This is a genomic window from Sphaerisporangium sp. NPDC005289 (genome assembly GCF_040607455.1).
GTDB lineage: Bacteria > Actinomycetota > Actinomycetes > Streptosporangiales > Streptosporangiaceae > Sphaerisporangium > Sphaerisporangium rhizosphaerae.
In genome coordinates this window covers 213,449-227,100 of the sequence record NZ_JBEXGS010000007.1, presented here as the reverse complement: position 1 = coordinate 227,100, position 13,652 = coordinate 213,449, and the positions used below count along the sequence as shown (strand labels likewise).

The following is a 13,652-nucleotide window of genomic DNA, read 5'->3' as shown; positions in this document are numbered from 1 at the left end:
GACGTACTCTCCAGTTCGTTGGTGTGTGTACGGGCGCGCCGGGGCCATCCGACGCGCTTCACGCGTTCAGGGCCTCGACCCGCGGACGGGGCTCGGCGTCCAGTGCGAACAGCTCCCGGTAGGTCCCCTCTCGTGCGATGAGCTCCTCGTGCCTGCCGCGCTCGACGACGCGGCCGCGGTCGAGCACGAGGATCTGGTGGGCGTCGCGGATCGCGCTCAGGCGGTGCGAGATGACGATCCGCGTGACCTCGAGCCCGGACAGCGCCGCGTCGACGCGGCGTTCGGTCTCGGGGTCGAGGTGGCTGGTGGCCTCGTCGAGGATGAGCAGACGGGGCTTGTGGACCAGGGCGCGGGCCAGGGCGACCCGCTGCCGCTGCCCGGCCGACAGCGCGGCTCCGGCCTCGCCGACGAGCGTGCCGTATCCCATGGGCATGGCGACCACGTCGTCGTGCAGTCCCGCGATGCGGGCGGCGCGCACCACCTCCGCCTCGGTGGCGTCCTCCCGGCCCAGGGTGAGGTTCTCCCTGATCGAGCCGTTGAAGAGGTTGAGGTCCTGCAGGACGGCGCCGCAGCGTGATCGCAGGTCGTGGACGTCCAGGTCGGAAAGGTCGTGCCCGCCGTGGCGCACCGTGCCCGCGGTGGGGCGCAGCAGGCCGAGGACCAGCAAAGCGATGGTGCTCTTGCCCGACCCCGTGCGGCCGACGATGCCGAGCTTGTCGCCGGGCTGGACGGCGAAGGCGAGGCCGGACAGGACCGGCGGGCCGTCGGACTGGTAGTGGAAGACCAGCCCCTCGACCTCAACGCCGCTCGGGGCGTCCGGCGCAAGGCGCACCTGACCGCTGGGCTCCTCGTCGGCGTCGACGATGTCGTACACCCGCTCGATCTGGCTGCGCAGCATCGGATAGCTCTGGCCGGCGCCGGCCAGTCCCTGGATCGGGGCCAGCACCGCGAGCGCCACCGTACTGGCGGCGAGCGCCGTGCCGATGGTCATGGACCCGTTCAGGACCAGCGCCAGCCCGGTGAGCAGCAGGAGCAGGGGGGCCGCGGTGGTGAGGGCCTGGTGCAGGGCCTCCAGGCCGGCGGTGATCCGGCCGCGGACGGCCAGGGCCGCGCGGTACCGGTCGAACAGGCCGGCCCAGTGCTGCTCGGCCCGCTCCTCCACCCCGTTGGCCTTGACCGGGATCACGGCCTCCAGCGTCTCGGTGAGGTAGCTCTGCTCCTCGGCCTTGGCCGACAGTTCGCGCTGGTACACCGCCGCCGTCCGCGGGGAGAGCCGCACCACCAGCAGCACGTGGACGCCGCCCAGCACGACGACGACCGGCACGTACCCGGGGGCGAGCACGGCCAGGCCGATCAGGTAGCCGGTGAGCAGCGCGGCGTCCAGCACCATCGTCAGCAGCCGCTGGGTGACGGTCTCGCGCGTGGTGGAGACGCTGCCGAGCCGGGCGAGCAGGTCGCCCCTGCGGCGCTGGATGAAGAACGACAGCGGCAGCCGCAGCATGTGGCGGATCAGCCGCCGCCCGAGCGTCGCCTCGGCCCGGACGCGCAGGCCGAGCACCACCAGCTCGCGCAGCAGGGTCATGGCGCCGGCCAGGACCGTGGTGCCGGCCACCACGATGGCGAACACGGGCAGGATGTCGGCCCGCCGGTCGGGGACGAAGGTGTCGACGACCTGCTGGGTGGCGATCGGCAGCACCAGCGCGAGCGTCTTGAGCACGACCGCGCAGGCCAGCACGACGCCGAGCAGGCCGCGGCTGCCGGGCAGCGCCACGAAGTCGCGCAGGTAGCGCAGCATGAGCCACTCGCGCATGGGCGTGCGCCGCCGCGTGAAGTCCGGTCCCGGCGTCACGCGGACCAGCACGCCGCCGTAGCGCCGGTCGAAGTCCTCCATGCTCTGCCAGAGGCGGCCGGCTCCGGGGTCGGCGATGCGGACGCGCCGCGCGGTGACCCGTTCGACGACGACGAAGTGGTGGTCGGCGAGGTAGGCGATGACCGGCTCGTCGGTGCCGTCCAGGTGCGCCACCCGCTCGGTCCGCGCGTGCAGGCCCATGCGGGGGGCGGCGGCGATCAGGTGGGCGGCCGACACCCCGTCGCGGCCGATGCCGAGCAGTTCACGGCATTCGGCGACCCTGGTGTCGCGGCCGTGGAAGCTGGCGATCATGGCCAGGCAGGCCGCGGCGCATTCGGTCGAGGTGAGCTGGTGTCGCAGCGGAACCCTGGCCATCAGCGATCCCTCCCGACCGGCGGTTCGCACGGCGCCCCGGCCATCGGCGCCCGCTCCCGGCGGGGCGCCTCGTACGGCGACCTGGTCATCGCTGGTCCTTTCCGGCGGGGGCCTCGAACAGGAGCACGGAGGGGATCTGGTCGGGCAGGGCGAGCCGGAGCAGCCCGTGCCCGATGCCGGCCAGCCCGTTCATCAGGCCGGGCGTGTGCGGGCCGGGCGCGCCGCAGCGCGGGCCGTGGCGCTCCAGGTCGTCGAGCACGCGAGCCGTGCGGGCCGTCAGCAGGCCGGCCACCTCCGGCCGGTCGCGGGTCCGGATCAGCAGTTCGAGGTTGCCCAGCTCGCCGTGGCAGAGGCTGTGGTTGGCCATGGGCCCGTGCGCCGCCTCGGCGGCCAGCGCGAGGCCGAGGTCGGCCCGCACCTGATCGACGTGCGTCGGATCGGCGGGCACCCGGCCGGCGGTCGTCAGGCCGGTGGTCGTCAGGCCGGTGGACGTCAGGCCGGTGGACGTCAGGTCGGTGGACGTCAGGTCGGTGGACGTCAGGTCGGTGGACGTCAGGTCGGAGAACGCCCGGGCGGCGGGGGTCAAGGCGGACGTCCGGGACAGGCCGATGCCGGGGGCGCCGTGGCACCAGGCGTGGAGGGTGTCGCCGGGGCCCTGCCCCGTGCGGAAGTCGGGCCAGCCCCGCAGGTCCGGCCGGTAGTGCTCGCTCTCGTAGGCGAAGGCGGCCAGGGCCATCTCGCGGGCGCGCGGGTCGCCGCCCGCCTCGGCGTAGCGGCACAGCGCCCACCCGATGCCGGCCGCGCCGTGCGAGAAGCCGGTCAGCGGCAGGTCGCCGCACATGGGCGTCCGCCAGGCCATGCCCGCTCCGATGGGGATCGCGGTGGTGAGCAGGCGCTCGGCGCACGCCTCCGCCGTCCGCCAGGCCGCGTCCGATCCGGTGGCCCGGTGGATCGCGAGCATCGTCGCCAGGGTGCCGGCGGCGCCGCCGATGACGTCCAGGACCTCGTCGTGGCCGGCCGCCTTGGCGCACGCCTCCACCAGGTCCTCCACCGGCCCCGCCAGGCCGGGCTCGCCGAGCAGGCCGGCAAGGTGCAGCAACGCGTACGCCACGCCGCCCAGCCCGGTGAACGCCCCCATGACGCCCTGTTCCGGCGGGTCCTGCGCGAGCCGGGCGAGGGGGACGACCGCGCGGCGGGCCAGGCCGGCGTACCGCTCCCGGCCGGTGACGGCGGCGCACTGCGCCAGGAACAGCGCCACCCCCGTGTAGCCGCCGTACAGCTCGAAGGACAGCGGCCGGGGCATCCAGTACTTGTCCTCCACCAGGTCCAGCCCGAGCCAGTTGACCCGGCCGTCGTCGGCGCAGGCGTGCCGGTCGATCAGGTCGGCGATGTCCTGGGCGGCGGCGACCAGCCGGTCCCGGTCCTCCGGACCACCGCCGGCGGGCGCCGCGGACGCAGCCCCGGTGACGACGCCGGTGATGACGCCGGCCAGGCCGGTGCGGTCGCGGGAGGCCATCGACGCGCGGATCACCCATTCCTGACGGCGCCGGTCGGCCTCGCCCATGCCTTGGATCTTGCGGACGGCGCGGCTCAGGCCGGACTCGGGCAGCACGCCGCGGAGCCGGACGCCGCCGGAGGTCCACAGGTCGCGGCCGCCGGGCCGGGTCGTGAAGATCGGGATGTCGCCGGCCCAGAGGTCCGCGGTCTCGTACTCGGTCATCCGCTCGCGGAGCGGGTCGCCGCCGGACAGCGCCCAGAGGTGGTCCAGGACGCGGTCGCGGTCGAGGCCGTGACGCAGCACGTCCGGGTGGGTGGACTCCATCATCAGCTTGCCGTAGGTCCGGGTGGCGCGCGGGACGACCCGCACCTCGTCGTCGGCGAAGACGGCCAGCAGCCCGGTCAGGCCGTCGGCGTCCGCGACGATGGCCTCGTAGGCCCGCCCGAACCCGGCCAGGATGTCCTCGACGTGGTCGGCGGGGTCGGCCTCGTCGTCGCCGACGCGCGGGCGGTTGCTCACTCCCGGGAAGGTCGCGTGGTCGCGGACCAGCCGCATCTCGTCGGTGCCCTGGCCTGCCCACGCGGGGCTCTTGACGGGCATGGTGGCGTCCTTGTCGCCGCCCATCCCGGACAGGTCGATCACGCCGTTCTCGCCGAGCATCAGGTCCGGTAGCAGGCCGCTGCGGCTCACCGAGGCCTCCAGTGCCCGCGCCGCCGGGTCCGCCATCAGGCCGTCGAATCCCGCGCCCGGCACCACGGGGTGCAGCAGCGCCTCCAGGTCGACCAGCACGGGCTGGTCCCCGCATGCGATCAGGTTCTCGCAGTGGAAGTCGGCGCCGTCCAGCGCGTGCAGCAGCGCGAGCAGCGCGCCGAGCCGGTGGTAGTAGCGGCCGACCTCCTCCTGGTCGCGGCACGGCAGGTGCGGTGCGAACTCCACCCAGCCGTACGCGCCGCGGTCCAGCACCGCCAGGCGGGTGAGGCCGAGGCCGGCGACGCGTTCGTTGAGCCGGCCCAGCGCGTCGTTGAAGTGGCGGTGGACGGCCTGCGGGCGCGGCTTGTACACCACCCGCGCGCCGCCGTCGAAGCCCAGGACGCTCACCGACCGGCCGCCCTGGTGGGTGTCACCGCCGGCGGCGGCCGTGGTCAGCGGGCCGGGGTCGGCCCCGCCCAGCAGCGTGCGGACGATCTCGTCGCGGTCGGCCGCGAAGCGTGCGAGCATCTCGCCGCGGGTGGCGGCGAACCGGTCGGCGGTCTCGGCCAGCAGCCTGGCCAGCACCGGGTACTCCTCGCACAGCGCCGCCAGCGCCTCGGGCCGCCGGAAGTGCCGGACGAACCCGGCGAACCGCTCCTCGGGCGTCTCACCCGACAGTCGCCGGGCGACGCGCATGACGTTGAGCTCCAGGACCAGCGTCCGCGCCGCCAGCGCGGCCAGCCGCTGCCGCAGCTCCCCGCCCCAGCCCGCCAGCAGGGCCTCGGCTTCGACGGCCGGTCCGCATTGGGCCAGCGCGGCGGCCAAGTGCCGCAGCGCGCTCTCGGCGAACGGCGCCACGACCGCCGTGAACCCCTCCCCGGCCGGCGCCGTGTCCGCGGCGGCGACCGCCTCGGCGGCCTGCCCGGCCCAGGCGGGACGGCCGGCGCGGCCCGCCAGCGCGGCGGGCTCCTCGTCGAGCAGCGCGGCCAGCTCCTCGACGCTCAGCCCGGCCGCGGCCAGCCGCCGCTCGAACCGTCCGTCGTCCAGCGGCCCGTGGGCGTCGCGCCACTCCCGCAGCCGCCAGCGCGCGGTCTCCCCCGTCGTCTCCGGTGGCCGGCCGGCGGGGAGGTGCCCGCCGTCCTGGTCCAGCCGCTCCGCCAGCGTCAGGCCGTCCGCCCACCACGCCGGGCCGAGCCCGGCGGGCGCCGCCCGCGACGTCTTTCCGTGTCCGCTCATGACAAGCACTGTGCCGATCCGCGGCGCGCGTCACATGCGGGCGGCGCCCCCAAATTCCCGGGGCCTCATGGGGGCGCGGTGGGGGCTCACGGGGGCGTCATGGGGGCGTCGGCCGCGTCAGCTCGGCGCATCAGCTCGGCGCATCAGCTCGGCGCATCAGCTCGGCGGCGTGCTCGTACAGGGCGGCGCGGTCGGGCAGGCCCGTCTTGTGCAGCAGGCTCGCGACGTGCTTCTCCACCGTCCGGGGTGAGATGAACAGCCGCTTGCCGATGTCGACGTTGCCGCGCCGTTCGGCGAGCAGGGTCAGCACCTGGTACTCCCGCACGCTGACGCCCTGGCCGCGCAGCCGGCTCGGCACCTGCTCGCGTCCGGTGCGACGCTGCGACACCGCTGCCCCCGCCTGGCGCAACATGGCCCGGCAGGCCCCGGTGACGGCGGGGATGCCGGCCTGGTGGAAGTACTCCTCGGCGGTGCGCAGCCAGACCAGCGGCTCTCCCCAGCCGTCGGCCAGGGCGGCCTCGGCGACCAGCCGCAGCCCGAGGTGCCGGGCGAGCGGGAACGGCCGGCCGTTCTCCGCGGCCGCCGCGAACGCGGCGAGCGCGCCGTCCGCGTCGCCGTCGCGGCCCAGCAGCACCGCGTCCGCCAGGTGGAGGAAGTGCCGGTTCCAGGCCAGCTCGGCGGCCGAGGTGACGTCCGCGGCCCGCCATTCGGCGCGGCCCGCCCGCCCGGCCAGCACCTCCATGAGCACGCCGATGCCGTACCTGCCGGTCAGGTAGTAGACGGTGGGGTTGCGCTCCTCCCAGTCCCGCGCCTTGGCCAGCATCTCGGCGCACAGGTCGCGGTCCTCTTCCAGCAGGGCGCACGTGGCCTGGCACAGGCCGTGGACGACCGGCATGTGCAGGCTGTTCTCCCCTCCCCACCGGCGGAACCGCTCCAGCGCCAGCTCCATGTCCGCGCGCTTGGCCTGATGGGCGGCGAGCGTGGCCTGGGCGAGCAGAAGGTACTGGGTGTAGGCGGTGTGGCCGAGGCGGATGGTCGTCTCGACGCACGGCACGGCCAGCTCGTGGGCCTCGCCGTACTCGCCGCGCAGGACCGCCATCATCACCAGGGAGGCCTGGGCGGTGTGGACCAGGCTGATCGCGCCGGCCCGCTCCGCCGCCCTGCCGACCTCCTCCAGCCGGTCCCGTTCGCCGGTGCGCAGGGCGTGGTTGGCGGCCAGGCGCACCATCGCCCGCAGCTTCCACAGCCTCAGCCCGTGGGCGTCGGCGATGGTCAGCACCCGGGTCAGGCACCGGTCGGGCTCGTCGAACCCGCGGACCCGGGAGAACAGCGCCATCCGCTCCCACGCCTGGCAGGCCACCTCGGGGAGCGGGACGCGCTCGGCGACCTCGGCCGCCCGCCGCACGAGGGTCTCCGCGGCGGCCATCCGCTGGGGGCTCTGCTGCAGCACGCCGTGGTCGGGGACGATGAGCTGGGCCTCGATCACGTCGATGGCGGCGGCCCTGGCCTCGTCGGGGCCGATGTCGAGCAGCCTGCGGACCGCGGCGACGTGCGCGAGGCCGTCGGCGGTCTGGCCGATCTCGGCGGCCACCCACGCCAGCTTGGTGCGCAGGTCGATCTCGTGCGGGATGGTCATCGCCAGGTCGCCGGTGATCGGCAGGTCCTTGGCGAGCGCGTAGGCGCGGTCGGCCTCCCCGCTCTCGGTCAGCGCGTGCAGCAACCCCTGGATGGCGCTCGCCCGCAGGTCGGCGGGGGCGGAGCCGAGCATGCCGTAGGCGCGGTCCAGCAGCGTGACGGCGAGATCGGCGGCGCCGTCGCCCAGCAGGCGGCGACCGGCGTCGGCCAGCAGACCGGCCGCGCCGAGCGCGTCTCCCGCGCTCAGGCGCAGGGTGGCCGCCATCTGGCACCACTCCCCGGGCAGCCCGGGGTGCAGACGCTCCAGCGCGTCGGCCGCGCCGCGCGCGATCAGCTTGCGCTCGGCCGGGATCAGCGCGGACAGCAGGGCCTCGGCCATCAGCGCGTGGCGGAAGGCGTACCAGTCGCTGGCGGAGTCGTCCGGTGTGATGAGCCGCGCGTCGGTCGCCGACCGCAGGAAGGCCATGACCTCGCGGTCGTCCAGGCCGGCGGCCTCCTGGATCACCGGGACCGGGAAGCGGGAGCCGAAGATCGCCGCCGTGTGCAGCAGATCCCGGGCCGAGGGGCCCAGGTGCGCGGCGCGCAGCGTGATGCTGCGGACCAGCGTGGTCGGCACGTCGATCGCGGGGTCGCCGTTCAGCCGCCAGCGCCGGCCGTCGCGCTCCAGGGCGCCGACGCCGGCCATGGCGGCGAGCAGTTCCTCGACGATGAACGGGACGCCCGCGGTGTCACGTTCCAAACGACCGACCAACTGGCGGGGCAGGTCCTCCGGCGAGACGTCCAGGCAGGCGGCCGTCAGGCGTGCGAGCTGGTCGGGCGGCAGCGGCGCCAGGTCGATGAGGCCCGCGGTGCGCCGCAGGTGGCACGACTCCGCGACGGCGCGGGCGGGTCCCGCGTGGCTGCGCAGGTTGGCCAGCAGGAGGGCGGGCGTCTCGGCGAGGTTGTCGGCCAGGTACTCCACGACGGCGAGCGTGTCGGCGTCCGCCTCGTGCAGGTCCTCCAGGATGAGCAGGCAGCCGCCGTCCCGCCCGATCACCGCCAGCAGGCGCAGGATGGCCTCGGCCAGGACCACCACCGACTCCAGGTGGCCGGCGATCCCCGCCCGCCGCCACTCCGGGACCAGCCGGGTCAGCGCCGGCAGGTAGGGCGCCAGCGCGGGGTCGTCGGGCGGGGGGTTGGTCCTGCTGTAGGAGAGCAGCGCCTCGCATAACGGTTTGAACGGGATGTCCGCGCTGACGTTCCCGCCGCGTCCCCGTAACACTGTCATTCCGGTGTCGAATGCGCGATACGCGCATTCGGCGGAGAGGCGGGATTTGCCTATCCCGGGGTCGCCGAGCAGAAAGACCGCGCCGCCCCGGCCCTGACGGGCGGCGGACAGGCACCGGTCGAGTTGTTCGGTTTCGCGCTCACGCCCGACCAGAATGGGGGAGGTGAATGACATGACGACAGGTTATCTGCCGCCATGTCACGAAATATGGGCTTTTAGCAGGTGCTGACGGTGACCGGGAGGACGGTGTCGTCCCCGCCGGCGGCCAGCACGACGCCCGCCGCGGTGTCGGGCGAGCCCAGCACGAGCGTCGTCCCGGCCGTCAGCCCGGCCAGCACCAGAGCACGGGTCACCGGGGAGACCCCCGCCAGCCTGATCATGATCGAGCCGGCCGGACGGCCCACCCGCTCCTGCCAGGACACGGCCGGCCCCCCGACGGTCTCACGGTTGTCACATTCCACGGATCTCTCCTACATCAGCGGGCCGCAGCAGCAGCACCGACGTCGTTGTTTCCGGAAGGGCCAGCCTGAGCAGTCCATGGCCGATGCCGGCCAGGCCGTCGAGCAGGCCCGGGGTCGGAGCGTGGCGGGGAGTGCCGCACCGCGCTCCATGAGTGTCCAGCGAGGCCAGCAACCTGCCGGCGTCCCGGCGCAGCTCACGCCGCGCCGAAGCGTCTCCCCGCCGCGCCGGCGCACTCAACGTCTCCAACCGCCCCGTCTCGCCATGGCACAGACCATGGCCGCCCAGCGTCCTCCCGGCCGACCTTGAGGGGCCGCCCGCCGGGACGCCGGCGCCTGTGCGCCCGCCCGGCGAGACCCCCGCGCCCATGGGGGATGGGGAGCCGCCCGCGAGAGCGGCGTCCGCGGTGACCGTGGTGAGCGTGGTGGGCGCGGCCTCCGCGGCATCCGCCGGGATGTCCGGGGTGTCGGCGGTGTCCGCCAGGGCGAGGCGCACACCCGCCGCGCCGTGGCACCAGGTGTTCTCTTCGGGCGCCCGTGCCCGGGCGTCCGCGAGCAGGCGAGCCCCCACCTTGCCCCCCGCATCGCCGCGCCCGTACCTGGCCAGCGCCCATCCGACGCCGGCGGCGCCGAAGGCGAACCCGGGCGGCAGGTCCGCCGAGGGCGCCGCCGAGGTCAGGCGCTCGGCGCACGCCGCCGCCACGCGGTCGGCCGACGTCGAACCCGTGGTCTGCCGGACGGCGAGCATCGCGGCCAGGCATCCCGCCAGGCCGTCGTGGACGTCCAGCGGCGCCTCGTCGGTGACCGCCGCACCAGCGGCCTCCACCGCGGGCGCGACCCAGCTCGTCACCTCGGAGTCGCCGAGCAGGAGGCCGAGCTGTGACAGGCCGAACGCGATGCCGCCGAGCCCGCCGAAACCGCCGCACCCCACCGCCCGGAGCAGCTCCGGGTTCGCGCCGATCTGCTCCAGCAGCCGCGGGATGGGACGCACCGCCATCCGGGCGACGTCCATGTAGCGGGAGATCCCGGTCGCGCGGCTCGCCTCGGCCAGGAACAGCGCGACGCCGAGGTAACCGCCGGCCAGCCCGCCGCCCAGCGGCATGACCATCCAGCGGCCGTCTTCGACGGGCTCCAGGCCGAGCCAGTTCACCGTGCCGCCGTCGCGGTGGGCGGTCGCGCACAGGCGGTCCGCGATGCCGCGCGCCGCGGCGACGAGCGCCTCAGGATGGGGCACCATCGCCTGGGACGGCGCCCCCGGCGACTCCCCCGGCACGTGCCGCCCACCGGCCCCCCGGCTCCCCGGCCCCGGCCGCGCATGAGCCATACCCTCCTCGGACGCTCGACGCCCGTGAGCCATGCCGTCCTCGGGCGCTCGTCGCGCGTGAGCCGTGCCGTCTCCCTGCGCTCGCCGTGTCGTGGACGCCTCGTTCCCCGGCTCCGGCGATCCGCCCGTCGTCCCGTCCACTGGCACGCGTGGTCCGGCGGCCGACCGGGCCGCCATCGAGGCCTCGATGAGCCATTCCTGGTTCTCCCGGTCGGCCGTGCCGAGCCGGGACAGCTTGGCAGCCACGGTGTCCAACCCGCACTCCGCCGGCCGCCACGACAACGGTTCGCCCCGGCTGTCGCGGATCTCCGGTGAACCCGGGACCGCGCTGAAGTAGGGGATGTCCCCCGCCCACAGGTCGGCACGCTCGGACGGCACCGCCGCCGTGCGCGCCGGATCGCCGGCGGACACGGTCTCCAGCAGGCCGAACACCTCGTCCCTGTCGGCGGCCGTCCTGACCACGTCCGGGTGGGTCGACTCGATCATCAGTTCGCCGTAGAACCGCGTCGGCCGCAGCAGCACGCGCACCTGGGCCCGGCCGAACCGCGACAGCGGCCCGCGGAGCAGATCGTCGCGCCCGGCCGCGATGGCGTCGTAGGCCCGACGGAATCCGGCGAGCAGGCTCGGCACGTGGTCGGCCGGGTCGGCGTCCACCCCGTCCAGACGGGGACGGTTGGCCGCCCCGGCGAATCGGGCGACGCCGCGCACCAGCCGCATGGTGTCGGTCCCGGCCTCCTCCCACTGGGCGGCCAGGAAGGGGTACACCTCGTCCTTGTCGCCGCCCAGCCCGGAGATGTCCAGGGCGCCGAGCTCGCCGACCATCAGCTTCGGCAGCAGGGCGGTGCGCTGCACCGAGTCCCGCAGCGCGTGCAGCGCCGGGTCGGCGGACGCCTCCACCGGCAGCGCCGGATGGAACAGCGTCTCGACGTCGACCAGCACCGGCTGCCCTCCGCAGGCGATGAGGTTCTCGTAGTGGACGTCCACGGCGTTCAGCGCGTACAGCAGGGCCAGCAGCGCGCCGGCCCGCACGTAGAACCGCTCCACCTCGGCGGCGTCGGCGCACGGCTCGGCGGGCACGAACTCGGTCCAGCCGTAGCCGTCCCGGCACGCCACTCGCGGCGTGCGCAGGCCGAGGCCGGGCACGCGTTCGTTGAGCCAGCCGGCCACCTCGCCGAAACAGACGTGCGCCTCGACCGGTCGCGGACGGTAGACGACCTTCGCTCCGCCGGCCAGCGTCACCAGGGCGACCGCGCGACCGCCGGCATGGCCGTCGCCCGCCGCGGAGAACTCCACCAGGCCGCCCGGATCGCCTCCCAGGAGTTCCCGCAGGTGCGCGCCGTCCCCGGTGTAGCGGGTCAGCAGTTCCAGCCCGGTCTCCACCGCCTGGTCGGCGGCCTGGTCCAGGAGGCGAGCCAGCACGGGGTAGTCCTTCAGCAGTGCCGCCAGCCCGTCCCCGGTGCCCACCTGGCGCACGAAGCCGGCGAACCGCTCGGCCGGCGTGCCGCCCGGCAGCCGACCCCCGGCGCGCCGCGCGTTCAGCTCGTACACCAGGACGCGGGCCGCGATGCGCGTCAGCGCGGCCGTCAGGTCGGCCGCGAACCGTTCGCGGATCGAGGCGAGGACGAGTCCGGCGCCATCGGCGCTTCGGCCGCCCTTGCTGCCCTCGATGCCCTCGATGTGCGATCCGCCGGCCACCAGCCGGTCCGCCGCGCGGCGGACGAGCGGCTGTACGGCGTCGGACAGGCTGGCGGCCGGCCCCGTGGAGCCGCCCGGTACGCGGGCGACGGCCTCCGGAGCCGAGGGAGCGGGAGGCGTCTGCCCGTGAACCACGGCGCGGGTCCGGGGCGGCGCGGCGACGGACGGGCTCATAGGGGTCACAGCGCCCGAGTATCGCTTCCCCGCCCGGCACCCGACATGGGGGCGAAGCCCCCATATTTTGCGTTCCGCCTCCTGCGCCCCCGGTCCCGCACCGCTCGCGCCCCCTGGCGCGGTGCGTGTCAGATGCCCCGCCGTCCCGCACGATGCCCGCCATCCCGCACAGTGCCCGCCGGGGTGCGCGCGGCCGAAGCGGGCCCTCGTTTCCGTACCGGCCTGAATTGGGCGCATGCATCTGCCGGGCCGCCGCGGCATCCAAGCGGTACTTCTCCACAGATCTGAACAAAAGCGCATGATCGATGCGTTTGGTGATTATCAGCGTCATCGGGGCACGATCTCGTGTCCTTCTGCAATGTCAGCACCCATGTCGGCACCTATGTCACCAGCAAGGAAAGATCATGTCGAACACACCGCCGGCCGCCGTGCTGGAAGCCGCCGAGGCGGAGTTCATGTACCAGTACGAGGTGGGCACGCCGGCGGACGCGAGCGCGACGCTGCACGTCGCGACGGCCCGCATCGGGGGCGGCGTCGTGCTGTCGATGCGCGGCGATCGGTCAGGATACTGGAGCAAGGCGCTCGGATTCGGCTTCGAGGAGCCGGTCACCGACGAGCTCATCGGCCGCGTGCTGGACTTCTACCGCGGCGAGGGCGCCGGCCGTGCGGTGCTGCAGATCGCTCCGTCCGTGCTGCCGCCGGACTGGGAGGACATCCGCGCCCGGCACGGCCTGCGCCCGGGAGGCGAAATCGTCAAGGTGTGCGGACCGGTCGACGCCTTCGTCCCCGGAAGCACACAACTGCGGGTCGGGCCGGTCGGCCCGCAGGACGCGGAAGAATGGGCCACGGTCGTGCTGTCGGTGTTCGGCATGCTCGACCAAGGGTTGATGCGGATGATGACGGCCACGGTCGGGCACCCGCGCTTCCGGCCGTTCGCAGTGTGGGACGGCGACCGCGTCGTCGCGGGCGCGAACCTCTACCTGCACGGCGACGTCGGCGCGCTCAACGCCGGGGCGACGCTGCCGGAGTACCGCGGCCGGGGAGCGCAGTCGGCCCTGATGGCGGCCCGCGCCGAGCAGGCCGCGGCCGCCGGCTGCCGATGGCTGATCGCCGAAGCCGGACGTCCTGGAGAGGGCGAGAGCAACCCCTCCCTGAACAACATGCTGCGCGCCGGGCTGCGGCCGGTCTATCACCGGCGGAACTGGATCTGGCAACAGGACGCCCCCGAAGAAGCGTGACGTCAACGTCCTGTCGCCGGACCGACAACGGTCTCCGCGCGACGAGAGGAACCCACCCACAAACGCCCTCCGAGACGCCTGACACGGACGTCGCGTCGCGGAGCCGAAATGGTCTCCGCGTGACAAGAGGAACCCGCCCAAGGACGCCGTCCGAGAGGCCTGACGAGGGCGTCGCGTCGCGGGGCCGACAATGGTCTTCGGGTGAGGGAGGGG

6 protein-coding genes are annotated in these 13,652 nt (G+C 74.6%); 1 reads left to right on the top strand and 5 read right to left on the bottom strand.

Features of this window, described 5'->3' with window-relative positions; all coding sequences use genetic code 11:
* Positions 1–58 precede the first annotated feature (58 nt).
* The 5 genes from ABZT47_RS15060 to ABZT47_RS15040 form a co-directional block, all read right to left on the bottom strand.
* Positions 59–2,224, bottom strand: a complete 2,166-nt coding sequence (locus ABZT47_RS15060) for a peptidase domain-containing ABC transporter (RefSeq protein WP_354841127.1) — start codon at positions 2,222–2,224, stop codon at positions 59–61.
* Positions 2,225–2,309: 85 nt separating this feature from the next.
* On the bottom strand, positions 2,310–5,648 hold the full coding sequence (locus tag ABZT47_RS15055) for a type 2 lanthipeptide synthetase LanM family protein (protein WP_354841124.1): 3,339 nt from the start codon (positions 5,646–5,648) through the stop codon (positions 2,310–2,312).
* A 130-nt stretch (positions 5,649–5,778) separates the two neighbouring features.
* Positions 5,779–8,724: an AAA family ATPase gene (locus ABZT47_RS15050; protein WP_354841122.1), complete on the bottom strand. Its 2,946-nt coding sequence runs from the start codon at positions 8,722–8,724 to the stop codon at positions 5,779–5,781.
* 41 nt (positions 8,725–8,765) lie between these two features.
* Positions 8,766–9,011, bottom strand: a complete 246-nt coding sequence (locus ABZT47_RS15045; RefSeq protein ID WP_354841119.1) for a hypothetical protein — start codon at positions 9,009–9,011, stop codon at positions 8,766–8,768.
* Entirely contained in the window at positions 9,001–12,201 is a 3,201-nt protein-coding gene (locus ABZT47_RS15040; protein WP_354841487.1) for a type 2 lanthipeptide synthetase LanM family protein, read from the bottom strand. The genes ABZT47_RS15045 and ABZT47_RS15040 overlap by 11 nt, the downstream gene beginning before the upstream one ends.
* Positions 12,202–12,605: 404 nt before the next feature.
* Here ABZT47_RS15040 and ABZT47_RS15035 point away from each other — a divergent pair, with 404 nt between their 5' ends.
* Complete coding sequence (locus tag ABZT47_RS15035) at positions 12,606–13,439, top strand: GNAT family N-acetyltransferase (RefSeq protein ID WP_354841116.1); 834 nt, start codon at positions 12,606–12,608, stop codon at positions 13,437–13,439.
* Positions 13,440–13,652: the final 213 nt, after the last annotated feature.

What these genes read in the sequence shown, in the direction of transcription:
- ABZT47_RS15060 (WP_354841127.1), bottom strand. Translation starts at nt 2,224, where the DNA reads ATGGCCAGGGTTCCGCTGCGACACCAGCTCACCTCGACCGAATGCGCC.
- ABZT47_RS15055 (WP_354841124.1), bottom strand. Translation starts at nt 5,648, where the DNA reads ATGAGCGGACACGGAAAGACGTCGCGGGCGGCGCCCGCCGGGCTCGGC.
- ABZT47_RS15035 (WP_354841116.1), top strand. Translation starts at nt 12,606, where the DNA reads ATGTCGAACACACCGCCGGCCGCCGTGCTGGAAGCCGCCGAGGCGGAG.
- ABZT47_RS15040 (WP_354841487.1), bottom strand. Translation starts at nt 12,201, where the DNA reads ATGAGCCCGTCCGTCGCCGCGCCGCCCCGGACCCGCGCCGTGGTTCAC.
- ABZT47_RS15050 (WP_354841122.1), bottom strand. Translation starts at nt 8,724, where the DNA reads ATGTCATTCACCTCCCCCATTCTGGTCGGGCGTGAGCGCGAAACCGAA.